Here is a 15,651-nt window from a genome sequence, read left to right as displayed (position 1 = left end):
CCCCATGCAGTCGCACGGCGAGATCCAGCCACGCATCGAAGAAGGTATCGATCGCAAGGCTCTGAATACCTTGCGCAAGCGCTTCATGGCGGTCAACGCCACCCGCCTGCGCCGGGTTCTGCAAACTCTGCCGACACGACAATACAACGTCCTGCAGCTGATTCCGCTGCTGTTTGACGTCAACTATCCACTGCTGCCGGGCTTCGTCTCCCGCGATACGCCCTGCGGGCTGGCCGGTTTCGAACCGGAAACCGCCAGTCTTCAGGTCGCCCAAAGCCTGACTCGCAGCTTCCAATATCGCCGCCACCCAGCCGGTTTCACCCCGCAGATTCAGGGGCTGTACCTGATGGGCAGCGGCGGCACCATTGGCCAGTCTGACCAAAGCGACCTCGATATCTGGGTCTGCCACAACCCCGACCTGTCTGCCGCCCAGCGCGACGAGCTGAGTCGCAAATGCCAGGCCATCACGGATTGGGCAGACACCCAGAACTGCGAGGCCCACTTTCATCTGGTCGACCCGACCAGTTTTGCTCAGGGCGCGCGCGACAATACCCTCGGCATCGAGGATTGCGGCAGCACTCAGCATTACCTGCTGCTGGATGAGTTCTACCGGACCGCCATCCTGCTTGGCGGCCGCTATCCCCTGTGGTGGCTGGTTCCGGTGTATGAGGAGGCGCGCTACGCGCACTACACCGAACAGCTGATTACCAAGCGCTTTATCAAGACCGCAGACAGCCTGAACTTCGGCCATGTCGCCAACATCCCCGCCGGCGAGTTTGTCGGCGCCGGTCTCTGGCAGCTATTCAAGGGGATCGACTCGCCCTACAAGTCGGTGCTCAAGTTGCTGCTGACCGAGGTCTACTCCAGCGAGCACCCGCAGGTGCGTTGTCTGAGCCTGGATTTCAAGCAGGCGATCTTTGCCGGCCAGCTGGACGAAGACGAGCTGGACCCCTACGTCATGCTGTACCGCAAACTGGAGCGCTACCTGCTCAAACGCGGCGAATCCGAGCGTCTGGAGCTGGTGCGCCGCTGCCTCTACATCAAGGCCAACGTGCGCCTGAGCCGACGCAGCGGCATGATGGACTGGAAACGCAACATCATGGAAAAGCTGGTGCGCGAATGGCAATGGGGCCCGCGCCAGCTGCAACAGATGGACGACCGCGCCCAGTGGCGCATCCGTGAGGTCAGTGCCGAACGTCGCCAACTGGTCAACGAGCTGACCCACAGCTACCGGCTGCTATCCCAGTTCGGGCGCAGCCAGAATGTGATCAATCAGGTCAGTGCCCGCGACCTGTCACTGCTGGGTCGCCGCCTGTACGCCGCCTTCGAACGCAAGGCCGGCAAGATCGAGTTCATTAACCCCGGTATCAGCCCGGATCTGAGCGAGCCGGTGCTGACCATCAGCCAGAACCTCTCGGCAGACGAAGGGGAACCTTACTGGAGCCTCTACCGCGGCACGCTGAATGTGCAGGAGCTGGCCGATCACCTGCCGCTCAAACGTTCACGCCAACTGCTTGAGCTGCTGGCCTGGGGCCAACGTAACGGCGTGATCGACGCTGCGACCCGCTTCGCCCTGCACCCGGGCGACAGCGCGCTGACCGAGTACGAATTGAACAGTCTGGTGCAGTGCCTGCGGCAGCAGTTTCCGCTGCCCCTGCCAGCGCTGACCGAAACCGCGCTGTCGCGCGCCAGCGAACCCTGCAAGGTGCTGCTGCTGGTCAACATCGGGCTCGACCCGCTGCCCGGCAACAGCCAGAAGAACCTCCACCTGATCAGCAGTCATACCGACGCACTGGGCTACTCCGGCATGCGCGACAACCTGATTCTGAGTATCGATCAGGTCACCCTGAACAGCTGGAATGAACTGCTGGTGCATCAGTACAGTGGCGAAGAGGCGTGCATGCAGGCACTGCAGGATTACCTCACCAGCGGCCGCGAACATCAGCGCCTGCCGGAGCTGGAAGTCCGTTGTTTCTGCCGCAATCGTGCCAGCGCCATCGCCGAACGGGTCGAGCAGCTGTTTCGCGACGCCTCGGCCCACCTGCTGTCCACCCCGCCCGAACGCTTCCTGCTGCAGCTGCAGAACAGCTATCGCGCGCTGGAGTGGCAGGATGAACAGATCAATATGCAGACGCTCGCCGACCGCGAGCAGCTGCTGCGCTACCTCGGAAAACCGCACCCGCGCTACAGCAAGCTGGCGCTGGACAACTACGCGCTACAAGGCCAGGACCTGGCGCTGATTCTGCCGCAGGACCAGCCGGGACGCATTCAGCTGTTCTACCGCCTCAAGCCCCAGTGGCAGGCAGAGATCAGCCTGCTGGATGAGCGCGGCGCCCTGTGGAGCATGCGCCAGAGCTATCGCGACGAGCAGACCCTGCTGCTGCCATTGCTGCGTTTTCTGCAGAGCATTCGCTTGCGCCGTCAGGCCAATCAGCCGCTGGACAGCAGCGTCAACGAGGATGACCTGCTGGTCTACGCCATCCTGCCGGCACTCGACGGCCACCCGCTGCGGATTGAACAAAAGCCATTGCCACGCGGCGGCATGGACCCGGACATCTACGCGGTGCAAGCCATTGCCGAGCCCGGTGGACCCCGGGGGCCGCGGGTCACCATTTTCTGTGATCACCGCGAGTTCTCTGAACTGGAGCACGGCGACCGGCTGTACAAGGAGGTCGCGCAGCACATCCTCAGTCGTCGCCGCAATCGCGAGGCCTATCCCTGCTACATCACCGACCTTGATCTGTCGGCCATCGACCCGGGTGGACGCATGCAGACCGTGCAGTACCTGCGCTATCGCCAGCAGCTGGAAAGCGCACTAAACAGCGCCATGCAGGCGCTCAGCTGAGCGGGTCAGAGCACGGAGTAGGGGATTTTTCGTTCCAGGCGGCGCTGCCGCGCTGCATCAATGATTTCGCACTGCCGGCTGTCGGACGCCTTGCCCCACTCCAGAATTTCGTCGAGCAGACGACCACAGCCCATGCACAGGTCGCCGTCCAGGCAACACTTGCGCACGCAAGGTGAGGGCTGCCGGCCACGCGCTGTCACAGCGACTCCGCGTCGATATCCAGTTCAACTTCCTCACCGCTGATGTCTTCCAGCACCTCGGCCAACACCTCGCCGAGGGTGCCTTCGCCGCTGTCGTGCAGCCAGCCGCGCTCGGCATCGAAATTGAAGTGCAGGATGCGATCCGGGGTTGCCAGCCACAGCTCGCGCGACGCCGGCTGGCGGCCGACCACCAAACGCTGGCCCTCGGGCAGTATCAGCACCAGCGAGCCATCGATATGCTCCATTTCCAGATCCAGCTCACCGCCGTCGAGGGCATGCTCAATCAGGTCCTGCACCCGATCCACGGTCTGGTGAAATGTCGCTTCGCTCATGTCCTGCATTGTCTGTCTCTCATTTGGCTCAGGCGTCTGTGCGCCGTTTTCTGGCCGCCGGGCCGCTGGCTGGTGCGTCGGACCGGGTGGCTGGGTATACTGCCGGGTATTCTACCTGTAAGGATTTCAACATGAAGCCATTCGCTGCGGCCCTGTTCACGCTACTGGTTCTCACCGGTTGCGGTCAGAAAGGCCCTCTCTACCTGCCCGAGGACACCGGCGCCAACACTGCGGCGCACACCGAGACCACCGAGCAATCGACAGAGAAGTGATGCACCCATGACCGCGTTTGACTATCGCAACGGCGAACTCTACGCCGAAGGCGTCGCCCTGTCCGCTATTGCCGAGCAATACGATACCCCCTGCTTCGTTTACTCACGTGCGGCTATCGAGCAGGCCTATGACGCCTGGGACAGCGCACTGGACGGCGTCCCCCATCTGGTTTGCTTCGCCGTCAAGGCGAACTCCAACCTGGGCGTGCTCAACCTGCTGGCCCGCCGCGGCGCCGGTTTTGACATCGTCTCTGGTGGTGAGCTGGAGCGCGTACTCGCCGCCGGCGGCGAACCGTCGCGCATTGTTTTCTCCGGTCTGGGCAAGACCGCGGCTGAAATGCGCCGCGCACTGGAAGTCGGCATTCACTGCTTCAACGTCGAATCCGCCGCCGAGCTGGAACGCCTGCAGCAGGTCGCTGCCGAGCTGAATATCAAGGCGCCGATCTCGCTGCGGGTCAACCCGGATGTGGATGCCAAGACCCATCCCTACATCTCTACCGGTCTGAAAGAAAACAAGTTCGGTATCGACATCGCCCAGGCACCGGCGGTCTACCGCCGCGCTGCCGAGCTGAGCCATATCGACATCTGCGGCGTCGACTGCCACATCGGCTCCCAGCTGACCGACGACACCCCGTTCATCGATGCGCTACAGCGCCTGCTGCAGTTGATCGACGGCCTGGCAGCGGAAGGCATCACCATTCGCCACCTCGACCTGGGCGGTGGCCTGGGTGTGACCTACCGCGACGAAGTGCCGCCGAGCCCCGGCAGCTACTTGGCCAAGGTCCGTGAGGCACTCGCCGGGCGCGACCTGAAACTGGTCTTCGAGCCGGGCCGTTCGATTGTCGCCAACGCCGGTGTGCTGCTGACCCGCGTCAACCTGCTGAAGCCGACCGAACACAAGAACTTCGCCATCATCGACGGCGCCATGAACGACCTGATCCGTCCGGCCCTGTACAGCGCCTGGATGGGTATCGACGCGGTCAAGCCGCGCAGCGACGTTGCCGTGCAGACCTGGGATCTGGTCGGCCCGGTTTGCGAGACCGGCGACTTCCTCGGCAAGGACCGCGAACTGGCATTGGCCGAAGGCGACCTGCTGGCGGTGCGCTCCGCCGGTGCCTATGGTTTCGTCATGAGCTCGAACTACAACACCCGTCCGCGTGCGGCCGAAGTGCTGGTCGACGGCGACACCACCCATCTGGTCCGTCGCCGCGAAACCGTCAGTGAACTGCTGGCGGGCGAGTCCCTGTTGCCCGAGGCCTGAGATGCTGCTGCGATTCACCAAGATGCACGGGCTGGGCAACGACTTCATGGTCATCGACCTGGTCACCCAGCACGCCCAGCTGTCAGCCAAGCAGATCCGCCAATGGGGCGACCGCCACACCGGCGTCGGCTTTGATCAGCTGTTGCTGGTCGAGCCACCGAGCACCCCCGATGCCGACTTCCGCTACCGGATCTTCAACGCCGATGGCAGCGAAGTCGAGCAATGCGGCAACGGTGCGCGTTGCTTTGCCCGCTTTGTGCAGGACAAGCGCCTGACCGCGAAGAAGACCATCCACGTCGAAACCGCTGGCGGCCCGATCGTTCTGCAGATCAACCGCGACAAGCAGGTCACCGTCGACATGGGCGCGCCGCGCTTCATCCCGGCGGAGATTCCTTTCGAGGCTGACGCAGAGGCCTGCGAGTACCGCCTTGAAGTCGGCGGCGAGACCCTGCAGGTTGCCGCGGTATCCATGGGCAACCCGCACTGCGTCACCCTGGTGTCCGACGTTCGCGACGGTACATTGGAGCGTCTCGGTGCCCTGATCGAGGCCCACCCGCGCTTCCCGCGCAAGGTCAACGCCGGCTTTATGCAGGTGATCGACCGTCAGCACGCCCGCCTGCGGGTCTACGAGCGCGGCGTCGGCGAAACCCAGGCTTGCGGCACCGGCGCCTGCGCCGCCGCCGTGGCCGGCATCCGCCTTGGCCTGCTCGACTCACCGGTGCAGATCGACCTGCCCGGCGGTCGCCTGCAGATCGAGTGGGCTGGCCCGGGCAAGCCAGTGCTGATGACCGGCCCCGCCACCCGTGTCTACGAGGGACAGATCCGCGTATGAGCGAACAGCAAACACCGCACCCAGAGCAGCTCGACGCAGAGCAGGTCACCGACTTCCTGCGTCGCCATCCGGCCTTCTTCGTCGAGCACGACGAGTTGCTGGCCGATCTGATCATTCCGCATGAAGCGGGCCATGCGGTGTCGCTGGTCGAGCGCCAGGTCAAATTGCTGCGCGAGCGCAACATCGACGTGCGCCATCGGCTTAATCAGCTGATGGACACTGCGCGCGAGAATGACCGGTTGTTCGAGAAGAGCCGCCGGCTGATTCTCGGCATGCTCGAAGCACAGAGCCTGGATGAGGTGATCGCAACCCTGGAAGACAGCCTGCGCAACGACTTTCAGGTACCCCACGTCAGCCTGATCCTGTTTACCGAAGCGGACCGTTACAGCAACGCCCACTGCGTCACCCACGCCGCGGCCAAGGACGCCATCGGTCATCTGCTCGATGGCAACAAGCCGATTGCCGGTGCGCTGCGGCCAGCGGAGCTGAGCTTCCTGTTTGCCGAATCCAGCGAGCAGGTGGCCTCAACGGCACTCGCGCCGATCCGTTACCAGGGTCTGCACGGCGTGCTGGCCCTCGGCAGCGAAGACGCCCAGCAGTACCGCAGCGCCACCGGTACCCTGTTCCTCGGCTACGTTGCCGACGCACTCGCCCGCGTGCTGCTGCGCCAACGCCCGCTGGCCGATGAAAACCACGCCTGAGCAGGCCGGCCTCGCCGACCCTGATATCAGCGCGTTTCTCGATCACCTGCGCGTGGAGCGCAGGCTGTCACCGCGCACCCTGGAAGCCTACCGCCACGACCTGCTCAGCCTTGATCAGCATCGCAGCGAACGCGGGCTCCCCGGCTGGGACCAACTCGATACCCAGCACCTGCGCCACTTTATCGCGAGCCAGCATCAGCACGGTCTGGCACCGCGCAGCCTGCAGCGCCTGCTGAGCGCCATCCGCAGCTTCTACCGTTTTCTCCAGCGCGAAGGCCGCAGCCGCCAGAACCCGGCGCAAGATCTGCGCGCGCCCAAGGCGCCACGCACCCTGCCGCGTACCCTCGACGCCGATCTGACCGCACAGCTGCTCGACAGCAGCGGCGAAGACGACTGGCTGCAGCGCCGCGATCAGGCCATGCTCGAGTTGTTCTACTCCTCCGGTTTGCGCCTGTCGGAGCTGGCGGGGCTGGATATGGCCGACCTCGACCTGCCGCAGGGCGAGGTACGGGTGACCGGCAAGGGCAACAAGACTCGGGTACTGCCGGTCGGCCGCATGGCCCGTCGCGCCCTGCAGGACTGGTTCAGCGTGCGCCCAACGCGCGAAGGTACCCAGCAGCCGGTGTTCGTCAGCCAGCGCGGCACCGCGCTGACCCCGCGCGCGATCCAGCTGCGACTGCGCCGTCACGGCATCGAGCGGATCGGGCAACACCTGCACCCGCACATGCTGCGCCACTCCTTCGCCAGCCACATGCTCGAATCCTCCGGCGACCTGCGCGCCGTGCAGGAGCTGCTCGGCCACGCCGACATCAGCACCACCCAGATCTATACCCATCTTGATTTCCAGCACCTGGCGCAGGTGTATGATCAGGCCCACCCCAGAGCCAAACGCAAGGCAGACAAATGATTCAACTGGTGTCTTTTGACCTCGACAACACCCTGTGGGAAACCGAATCGGTAGTAGCCAACGCCGAACGGATACTGGCTGACTGGCTCGCCAAACAGGCGCCCGACTACGCCGCCGCCCGCGACATGGACGCGCGCAAGGCGCTGCTGGCCGAGGTACTGGACGCCGACCCCGAGCTGCGCCACCGGGTCACCCCACTGCGTATCGCGGTACTGGAACTGGGCCTGCGCAAGGCTGGCTATTCAGCTGACGAGGCGAAGCGCCTGGCGCTGGCAGGCTTCGAGGTGTTCATCGACGCACGGCATAGGCTGGAATACTTCCCCCACGCCGAACTGGTGCTGGAACTGCTGTCACGCCAATACCAGCTGGCCTGCATCTCCAACGGCAACGCCGACGTGCGTCGCCTGGGGCTGGATCGCTATTTCAGCATCATTGTCTCGGCCGACGAGGTGGGCCTGAGCAAACCGCATCCGGCACCGTTTATGAGCGCGCTGGAGCGGGCCGGTGTCGAGCCGCAGCAGGCAGTTCACATTGGCGATCATCCGGGTGATGACATCCAGGGAGCATTGGACGTTGGCATGCATACCCTGTGGTTCAACCCACAGGGTAGTGCCTGGTCGGGCCAGCAAAGGGCCCACGGCGAAGTGCGCTGCCTGAGCGAAATTCCGCCCTGGCTGAACCGCTATCAGCGCTACGCCAAACGCTGAGCGGGTGGTGCGGCAGCGTGCTAGATGGGGCGGCTGCCGTACTTGCTTTCCGGTTTCTTCGGCGGATCGGATACGACGTTATCGCCGATCTGCTGAACCTGACCACCACGGGCCATGAATTCTTCGATCTGACGCGCCAGCATCTCGCGCTCACGATCCTTGGCTTCGATTGACGCGCCTTCCAGTTCATCGGTCGAAGCTACAGCCTTCTTGCGCGACTTGCCGGTCGCTACCGGTTCACCGTCATCGCCATCATCGCTGCCGTCTACCGCATCATCCTGATCGTCGACCTCGGAGTCGTCCATACCGTCCAGATCGTCGTCCAGATCATCACTCATGCCTGAATCCTCACAATGGAAAACAGGCTATATATAGTTCATCGAGGGGATTTGGCTAGTCTTGCAAAGAAAATTTTTTCGTCTCCAGCCCCTGCGGTAGAGGGGCACACGCCATTCCGCAAGGGCCGAGTCCAACTCCGCCTTGGAAGGTCACCGGCAACCGCTGGTCGTTCAGCAGATCGACCAGTGCGACCTAAAGCGCAGCCCCCTCGCTGAGGCGCGCCAGTTGATCCAGATCGGTCTGCACCCCGGAGGTTTCCCGAATACGGGTCAGAATCTCGCGCTTGAGAGCAATGAATTCCGGCTCCAGCTTCATGTCCTGATGGCGCACCTTCGGCAGCGGTACCTCGTAGACACTGTCGATGCGCCCCGGCCGCGGCGCCATCAGCACGATGCGAGTGCCCAGATAGATGGCTTCTTCCACATCGTGGGTGACGAACAGAATGGTGCTCTTCTCCAGCCGATGCACATGCAGGATCAGGTCGTGCATCACCTCTCGGGTCTGCGCATCCAGCGCCCCAAAGGGCTCGTCCATCAGCAGAAAGTCCGGCCGCGGCATCAGTGCGCGGGCAATCGCCACCCGCTGTTGCATGCCGCCGGACAGCTGACTGGGATAGGCGCCAGCAAAGTTCTTCAGGCCCATCAGATTGAGCAGCGCGTCGGCACGGCCGCTGGCGGCCTCAACGTCGGACTGGCTGTGTACCGCGTCGGCGATGACCTTCAGCTGACGGCAGAACTTGATGTTCTGCGTCACCGTCAGCCACGGATAGAGACTGTAATGCTGAAAGACCATGGCGCGATCCACACCGGGGCCGTCGATCGGCTCGCCGCGCAACAGAATGTCGCCGCTGCTGTGGGTTTCCAGCCCGGCCATAATCCGCAGCAGGGTCGACTTGCCGCAGCCGGAGGCGCCGACAAAGGTGATGAACTCGTTGGGCTGCACCTCGAGGTTGACGTCGCGCAGCGCCTCAATGGTCTGATTGCGGGCCTCGAACTGCTTGCCCACGTTGCGAATGCTGATGCAGGAATGGTCCATGGGCTTACCTCTTCTGCCAGTGGAAGGCGCGGCGACCGAGCCAGCGGAACGCCTGGTCGGTCAGCAGACCAATGAGGCCGATCAGCAGGATGCCGGCAAAAATCTTGTCGGTGTGCATGTAGCGCTGGGCGCGAAGGATGGCGTAACCAAGGCCCGAGTTGGAGGCCACCAGTTCGGCGACTACCAGATAGGTCCAGGCCCAGCCGCAGGTGATGCGCAGCGTGTCGAGCAGCGCCGGGCGGGCCGAGGGCAATACCACCAGGCGGATGATCTCGCTGCGCGAGGCGCCCATGGTCTGCGCCGCTTCGATCTGCGCCATCGGCACCCGGCGAATGTCTTCGGCGGCCATCAATACCATCTGGAAGAAGGTGCCGATGAAGATAATCAGAATCTTCGAGCCCTCCCCGATCCCGACCCAGAGCATGACCAGCGGAATAAACGCGACCGCCGGCATGTAACGGATGAAGTCGATCAGTGGCTCCAGCGTCGCCTGCACCGGCTTGTAGGTACCCAGATACAAACCGAGCGGCAGCGCGATCATGGCCGAGAGCAAGAAGCCCGCCATCACCCGGTACACGCTGATCCAGATGTCGTCCCACAGGCCGTCTTCCTGCCACCAGTTGACCACCCGTTCCAGCACCGCACCGGGGCCGGGCATGAACAGCGGATCATTCAGGCCGAGCGCGCTGTAGAGCCACCAGATGAAAAACGGCGCAGCTAGGCCAAGTGCGGTCAGCAAGGCACTGGTGCGAGAGGACAGGCTGCCGCGCACGGTCCACCAGCGCGAACGGGGTTTGCGCTTGGCCACGGCCACAGCGGTTTCAGGCACGGGGGCTGGTGCGTTCATACCAGAGTCTCCTTGGTGAGGTCCTGCAGGCGAGGCAAGGGTGCCGGACGCCAGCCATTTTCAGGGGGGTGAATACCCAGCCAGGCGACCGGCAGCGCATCCCAGCGCGCCGGGTCGGCAGGTACGGAAAACAGGCCGCCGGTCGCTGCCGGCAGTGTGCTGAAGACGATCTGCCACGGACGGTCGCCGCCCTGAATGCGGCCAAAGGTCAGCTCGCAGCCAAGCAGGTGCTCGGCACTCCGGGCGCTGTCGTGTTGCAGGTACTCTCGCAGCGAGCGGCCACGGCCCAAGCGCACGGGGCGGTCAGCGGCAAACATGAAGTAGTCGCCGGCGCGCAGCAGACAGGCCTGACGGCCGGAGCCATCGGCGCTCTGCAGCCAGAGTTCGGCGACCGGGCCGCGCGAGTCGGGCAGCCGCCGCCAGATTTCCAGATAGCTGTCGTCGAGCGCCGTTTCATGCACTTCTTCACTGCTGATGAACTGCATGTTGCCGATATCGCTGCCGCTGTCGGGGTGAAAGTCGATCACGCGGTGCCACTGGCAACGGCCGAGACTGGCTTCGGTCAGGCCTGCGAAACCGGCCTGCCCAGCGCGCTCGAACGGCAGTTTCGGCGTTGGATCGGGAATCCGCAGATCCGCGTGCAGATGCGCGCTCTGCAACCAGAACACCCGGGTAGTAGTGTCCTCGGTGCCGTCAGACAGACGCAGCAGCGTGCGCTGCCAGACGCCGTGATACGCCTCGGGAACCGCTTTCATGCGTGGTACTCCGGGAAACGTTTTAGAGTGCGCCAGAAGGCCATGTCGTGGTTCGGCCAGAGTTCTGCGCCGGTTTCACCGGCAATGCGCTTGAGTTTGCGAATGCTGTCCAGCGCCATGTCCTCGCGGTCGCGCCAGCACAGGCCCGGGGCAATTTCATCGTCGAGGTTTTCGGTGAGGTCGGCGGCATCACCGGCGAGGATCACCGGCGCGCCGGTCGGCAACTCGATCATCAGCGACATGTGCCCGGCGGTATGGCCCGGCGTGTTGATCGCTCGCAGGCCCGGCAGCAGGTCGTACTCCTCCTGCTGCAGGCGCCAGCGCACGTTGCCGGCAAAGTCGTCGGCGAAGTAGGCGTCATCAGCCGGCTCGCGGGCGGCGTGCAGTTCGTCTTCGTGCACGTGTACTTCGGCGCCGCAGACGTCGCACAGGCCACCGGCGTGGTCGAAGTGCAGGTGGCTGAGAAACACCATGTCGATGTCCTTGCAGGTCAGCCCGAGCTTCGCCAGATGGGCTTCAAGCCGCTGCTCTTCGCTCATCTGCGGCGGCCCCATGGGGAACTCCACCGGGTCGTACCAGCGCGCGCGCAGCAGCGGATCAGTCAGTTTGTTGTAGTCGCAGCCGACATCGAACAGCACCCGCCCCTGCTTGGTCTCGATCAGAAAGGCCAAAATCGGCGCCTCAATCTGCACCCCGTGACCTCGGCCGCGGGTCGAGATCGACTTGTCGTAGTGATGGGTGGCGGTCAGCAACGGCCAGAGTTTCTGCACCTGAGTCATGCTGCCTCCCGCAGGGCGCTGAGCAGCGCCGCACTGTCACAGACCTCGCCGAAGATGCCGCCCTCAACGCCAATCATCGCCAGCGCTGCGGCGTGTAACTCGGTGTGTGCGGAGGCGCAGGCATCGCTCACGGTCAGGCAGTTGAAGCCGCGGTCGATGGCGCTGCGCAGGGTCGAGCTGACGCAGACCTCGGTGGTCACGCCGGTGATGATCAGCGTGTCGATCCCGCGGCTGCGCAGGATCAGTTCCAGATCCGTGGCGGCAAAGGCGCAGTAGCCGGGTTTATCGATCACCGGTTCACCCGCCTGCGGCTGCAGCTCGTCGATCAGGTCATGGCCGTACTCACCACGCACCAGCAGCCGGCCCAGCGGGCCCGCTGAGCCAATCGGCGCGCCGCTGCGTTCAGCGCGGATACGCTTCCAGTCAGGCAGATCAGACAGATCCGTGCGGTGCCCTTCGCGGGTATGCACCACCAGCATGCCCGCAGCGCGCGCCGCTGCCAGCAACCGCTGCTGAGCCGGAATCGGCGCGCGCAGGCAGGCGATATCCAGCCCGGCCTGATCGGCATAACCGCCGGGAGCGCAGAAGTCGCGCTGCATGTCGATCAGCAGCAACGCGGTGCGCGATGGCAGCAACGGCAGCATCTCAGGCCTCCAGCTTGAATTCGTGACGCACGGCGGCGGTGATACCGGTGACGATGTCGTCGGCCATGCGCGCGCCCTTCTCGGCGGTCGAACCCAGCGCCGACGACAGCACCCCCGATGGCGGCACCCACTCGGTGCGAGTCGGGTACATGTCGTAGGGCGGAAAGTCCGCCGGCGGGTCGTTGGGGATCTTGTCGAGGCTGACCAGATGCGGCAGGTAATGCAGCATCAGCGAGGTTTCGATCACCGCGGCATGCTCCAGCGCAAAACCGGGAAAGCCGTCGGGGAAGATGTCGTCCAGGGTGTCTTCGCGGCAGAAGTCCCAGTGCTCAAGGCGCATGACTTCAAGCTCGCAGCCGGGCCCCAGTTCGCGCAGCGCCAGCTGAATACCCTCGGTGACAAACCAGGTGTTCTCGTAGTGACCCAGCACCAGCACCAGACGCTTGACGCCGTGGCGGGCAAACTCGCGCACCGCATCCTGTACCAGCGCGATCAGGGTGGCGCCGTCGAGGCTGGTGGTGCCGCAGAAATGCTGACCGCCGCCGCACTTGGGCTGCGACTTGTAGCCGTAGGCCAGCGCCGGGGCGACGATGCCATCGATCTGCGCCGCCACATCGGCACTCAGTGCGGTCGACAGCAGCGCATCGGTACCCAGCGGCAGATGCGGGCCATGCTGTTCGGTCGCGCCGCAGGGTAAAAATACCACCGCGCCCTGCTCGACCCGCTGCTGGTAATCGACCCAGCTGATCTGATCCATGTAGACACTTGTCATCAGGACGTACTCCTCGTCAGTTGCGTGGGTGACCGCTCGGGCCAGCCGGCCATCACCGCCGCCAGGGTGATCATGCCGGCCCCCAGCCAGGTGCGCGGGGCGATCACCTCATCGTTGAACCAGGCCACCGACAGCACGGCGGCAATCAATTCGAAGACCACCAGCACAGCGGCGCGGCTGGCCTCCAGGTGGGTCACGCCGTATTGCGCGCCCAAGGTCGCGAGCAACAGCCAACCCACCGCAAACAAGGCGATCCACAGCCAGATCGTCGGCGCCAACGTTGGCAGCGTCTGGGCAAATAACAGGCAGGCAGCACCGGCAAACACGCTGCTGCCAACGAAGGCGGCAACGGTCTTGCTCAGCATCGGCACTTGGTCAGCAGCCCTGGTGGCCAGATTGTTCAGGGCAAAACCCAGCCCCGCGCTCAGCGCCAACCAGTCGATCGCGGTCAGACTGGAGAAGGTCTGCGCGTTGACGCCCAGCGTCAGCCCGATGCCAGCCAGCGCCAGCACCAGCGCGACCAGACGCAGCGCTGTCAGTCGTTCGCGCAGCAGCAGCCAGCCGCCAAGCACACCCCAGACCGGGGCCAGATAGAACAGCAACATGACCCGCACCAGATCCTCGGCCAGCGACAGCGATGACAGCAGCGCCGCGTTCGCCCAACCGCCAAACAGCACGATGCCCAGCACCCCCCAGCGCTGCTGCCACCAGCCGGCGCGCTGCCAATACAGCAGCGGCAGGGCAAACACTGCGATCAGGCCGTAGCTGGCCAGCACCATGGGAAAGCCATCAATACCCTGCGCCGCGAACGCCTGCAGCGGCAGCCAGCTGGTGCCCCAGAGCACCGTTGCCAGAATTAGTACCCACTCCGGACGCAACATCAGCCCCCCATCCAGGCGCCGCCGTTGGCGCCAAGAACCTGTCCGGTAAAAAAGCTCGCCGCCGGTGACAGCAGGAAGCAGACCGCGGCCGCGATCTCCTCGGGGCGGCCAAGGCGCGCCGCCGGAATGGCCAGCTCCTTGGCAATCCATTCTTCGCTCATGTGTTCCAGCGAGACCATCGCGGTTTCCACCGGGCCGGGGGCCACCGCGTTGATGCGAATCGCCGGCGCAAACTCGCGCGCCAGCGCCTTGGTCATGCCGATCACGCCCGCCTTGGCGGTGCAGTAGGCAACGTAGTTTTCGCGCCCCAGCTGACCCAGCTCGGAGGCGATATTGACGATGGCGCCGCGGCCGGCACCGCTCATGCTTTCCAGCGCGCAGCGACAGCAGCGATAGACGCCATCCAGATCGACCGCCATGATGCGCCGCCAGTCCTCTTCCGAGGTGTCGAGAAAGGACTGCTCCTGAATGATCCCGGCGTTATTGACCAGGCCGTGCAGCGGGCCGGTGGCGGTAATACAGGCAAACATCTCCTCGACCGCGTCCGGGTCGCTGACATCCGCCTCGATCGCCACCGCGCGGCCGCCAACCGCGCGAATCTGCTCAACCAGATCGGCGCTGGCACCCGCCTGCCCCAGATGGTTGATCCAGACTTCGGCGCCCTGCCCCGCGAGCATCAGCGCGCAGGCGCGGCCAATACCGGTAGCGGCGCCGGTGACCAGAATGCGCTGGCCCGCCAATTCAACCTTCAACATCAGTGCATGACCTCCCCGCGACTGACCACGATGGCCTGCCCGGTAATGGCGGCCGAGGCCGGCGCGCCGAGAAACAGAAAGGTGCCGGCCAGATCGGCCGGGGTCAGCAATTCGGGAATCGCCTGCGCGGCGAGGATGTGTTCCAGCTCCTCGGCCTCACTTCGGCCGCTGCCCTGCGCCATATTGCGCAGGGACGCCATGGCTGCGTCGGTGCCGACCCAGCCGGGGCACACGGCATTGACGCGAATACCCTGCCCGCCCAGCTCCCAGGCCAGCGAGCGGGTCAGACCGATCACCGCGTGCTTGCTGGCGACATAGGCGGAAAACCCGGCCACCGCACTCAGCCCCCAGATCGACGACTGGTTGATGACACTGCTGCCCTTGCCCAGCAGCGGCAGCAAGGCGCGGGTCAGCCGCAGCATCGACACCACGTTGTTATCCAGCTGGTGCTGCCAGCGCCGGTTGGCGTCGGCGGCGGCATCCTGCAGTGGCGTTGGCTGCTCCATGCCAGCGTTGTTGATCAACACATCCACCTGCGGCTGACGCTGGCCCAGTCGGGCGGCGTAATCGGATACCGCCGCGTCATCGTTCAGATCCAGAACCCGGCCATGGACCTGCGTCACCGCCGAGAGCTGCTCAACCACCGCCGCCAATGCCTGGGCATTGCGGTCGACCAGCTCCAGCCGCGCGCCCTGCGCGGCAAAGGCCTGCGCCAGCCCCAGCCCGATGCCACTGGCGGCGCCGGTAATCACCACGGTGCGGCCCTGATAATCCAGCGTCTGCATGC

The 15,651-nt window shown here is 64.5% G+C and carries 19 protein-coding genes; 7 read left to right on the top strand and 12 right to left on the bottom strand.

What is annotated here, in order from left to right:
• Positions 1 to 4: 4 nt before the first annotated feature.
• Entirely contained in the window at positions 5 to 2,845 is a 2,841-nt protein-coding gene (locus AAFM31_RS09400; protein ID WP_341707661.1) for a class I adenylate cyclase, read from the top strand.
• Positions 2,846 to 2,850: 5 nt separating this feature from the next.
• On the opposite strand, the gene AAFM31_RS09395 is transcribed toward AAFM31_RS09400, so the two are convergent.
• A complete protein-coding gene (locus AAFM31_RS09395) occupies positions 2,851 to 3,045 on the bottom strand; it encodes a DUF1289 domain-containing protein (protein ID WP_341707660.1) in 195 nt (64 codons plus the stop codon).
• Positions 3,042 to 3,377: an iron donor protein CyaY gene (gene cyaY, locus AAFM31_RS09390; RefSeq protein WP_341707659.1), complete on the bottom strand. Its 336-nt coding sequence runs from the start codon at positions 3,375 to 3,377 to the stop codon at positions 3,042 to 3,044. Before cyaY ends, AAFM31_RS09395 begins: the two co-directional genes overlap by 4 nt.
• A 131-nt stretch (positions 3,378 to 3,508) precedes the next feature.
• Here cyaY and AAFM31_RS09385 point away from each other — a divergent pair, with 131 nt between their 5' ends.
• Genes AAFM31_RS09385 through AAFM31_RS09360 form a run of 6 tightly spaced genes read left to right on the top strand, consistent with a single transcriptional unit; the run spans position 3,509 to position 8,057 of the window.
• A complete protein-coding gene (locus AAFM31_RS09385; protein ID WP_341707658.1) occupies positions 3,509 to 3,649 on the top strand; it encodes a lipoprotein in 141 nt (46 codons plus the stop codon).
• Between the two features lie 7 nt (positions 3,650 to 3,656).
• Positions 3,657 to 4,910 carry a diaminopimelate decarboxylase gene (lysA, locus tag AAFM31_RS09380; protein WP_341707657.1) on the top strand — a complete coding sequence of 418 codons (1,254 nt, stop codon included), beginning with the start codon at positions 3,657 to 3,659 and terminating at the stop codon, positions 4,908 to 4,910.
• Between the two features lies 1 nt (position 4,911).
• Entirely contained in the window at positions 4,912 to 5,742 is an 831-nt protein-coding gene (gene dapF, locus AAFM31_RS09375; protein ID WP_341707656.1) for a diaminopimelate epimerase, read from the top strand.
• Positions 5,739 to 6,443, top strand: coding sequence for a DUF484 family protein (locus AAFM31_RS09370; RefSeq protein WP_341707655.1), 705 nt, complete (start codon positions 5,739 to 5,741; stop codon positions 6,441 to 6,443). The genes dapF and AAFM31_RS09370 overlap by 4 nt, the downstream gene beginning before the upstream one ends.
• Positions 6,427 to 7,350 carry a tyrosine recombinase XerC gene (gene xerC / locus AAFM31_RS09365; protein WP_341707654.1) on the top strand — a complete coding sequence of 308 codons (924 nt, stop codon included), beginning with the start codon at positions 6,427 to 6,429 and terminating at the stop codon, positions 7,348 to 7,350. The genes AAFM31_RS09370 and xerC overlap by 17 nt, the downstream gene beginning before the upstream one ends.
• Entirely contained in the window at positions 7,347 to 8,057 is a 711-nt protein-coding gene (locus tag AAFM31_RS09360; protein ID WP_341707653.1) for an HAD family hydrolase, read from the top strand. Before xerC ends, AAFM31_RS09360 begins: the two co-directional genes overlap by 4 nt.
• Positions 8,058 to 8,077: 20 nt before the next feature.
• Here AAFM31_RS09360 and AAFM31_RS09355 read toward each other — a convergent pair whose 3' ends face one another.
• The 10 genes from AAFM31_RS09355 to AAFM31_RS09310 form a co-directional block, all read right to left on the bottom strand.
• On the bottom strand, positions 8,078 to 8,395 hold the full coding sequence (locus AAFM31_RS09355) for a hypothetical protein (RefSeq protein ID WP_341707652.1): 318 nt from the start codon (positions 8,393 to 8,395) through the stop codon (positions 8,078 to 8,080).
• 193 nt (positions 8,396 to 8,588) lie between these two features.
• Positions 8,589 to 9,431 (bottom strand): ABC transporter ATP-binding protein, encoded by an 843-nt coding sequence (locus tag AAFM31_RS09350; RefSeq protein WP_341707651.1) that lies wholly within the window; start codon positions 9,429 to 9,431, stop codon positions 8,589 to 8,591.
• 4 nt (positions 9,432 to 9,435) lie between these two features.
• Positions 9,436 to 10,278 carry an ABC transporter permease gene (locus AAFM31_RS09345; RefSeq protein WP_341707650.1) on the bottom strand — a complete coding sequence of 281 codons (843 nt, stop codon included), beginning with the start codon at positions 10,276 to 10,278 and terminating at the stop codon, positions 9,436 to 9,438.
• Positions 10,275 to 11,033: a hypothetical protein gene (locus AAFM31_RS09340; protein WP_341707649.1), complete on the bottom strand. Its 759-nt coding sequence runs from the start codon at positions 11,031 to 11,033 to the stop codon at positions 10,275 to 10,277. The genes AAFM31_RS09345 and AAFM31_RS09340 overlap by 4 nt, the downstream gene beginning before the upstream one ends.
• The gene (locus AAFM31_RS09335; RefSeq protein WP_341707648.1) at positions 11,030 to 11,812 is read right to left on the bottom strand and encodes an N-acyl homoserine lactonase family protein; all 783 of its coding nucleotides are present in this window, start codon (positions 11,810 to 11,812) and stop codon (positions 11,030 to 11,032) included. Before AAFM31_RS09335 ends, AAFM31_RS09340 begins: the two co-directional genes overlap by 4 nt.
• A complete protein-coding gene (locus AAFM31_RS09330; RefSeq protein WP_341707647.1) occupies positions 11,809 to 12,456 on the bottom strand; it encodes an isochorismatase family cysteine hydrolase in 648 nt (215 codons plus the stop codon). The genes AAFM31_RS09335 and AAFM31_RS09330 overlap by 4 nt, the downstream gene beginning before the upstream one ends.
• Before the next feature lies 1 nt (position 12,457).
• On the bottom strand, positions 12,458 to 13,228 hold the full coding sequence (locus AAFM31_RS09325) for a creatininase (RefSeq protein ID WP_341707646.1): 771 nt from the start codon (positions 13,226 to 13,228) through the stop codon (positions 12,458 to 12,460).
• Positions 13,228 to 14,109 (bottom strand): DMT family transporter, encoded by an 882-nt coding sequence (locus AAFM31_RS09320; protein ID WP_341707645.1) that lies wholly within the window; start codon positions 14,107 to 14,109, stop codon positions 13,228 to 13,230. Before AAFM31_RS09320 ends, AAFM31_RS09325 begins: the two co-directional genes overlap by 1 nt.
• Positions 14,109 to 14,864, bottom strand: a complete 756-nt coding sequence (locus AAFM31_RS09315; protein ID WP_341707644.1) for a 3-oxoacyl-ACP reductase family protein — start codon at positions 14,862 to 14,864, stop codon at positions 14,109 to 14,111. Before AAFM31_RS09315 ends, AAFM31_RS09320 begins: the two co-directional genes overlap by 1 nt.
• Entirely contained in the window at positions 14,864 to 15,649 is a 786-nt protein-coding gene (locus AAFM31_RS09310; RefSeq protein WP_341707643.1) for an SDR family oxidoreductase, read from the bottom strand. Before AAFM31_RS09310 ends, AAFM31_RS09315 begins: the two co-directional genes overlap by 1 nt.
• Positions 15,650 to 15,651: the final 2 nt, after the last annotated feature.

It is taken from the genome of Halopseudomonas sp. (assembly GCF_038130085.1).
Classification (GTDB): domain Bacteria; phylum Pseudomonadota; class Gammaproteobacteria; order Pseudomonadales; family Pseudomonadaceae; genus Halopseudomonas.
The sequence above is the reverse complement of the archived record's forward strand: the minus strand, read 5'-3'. Positions and strand labels throughout refer to the sequence as shown.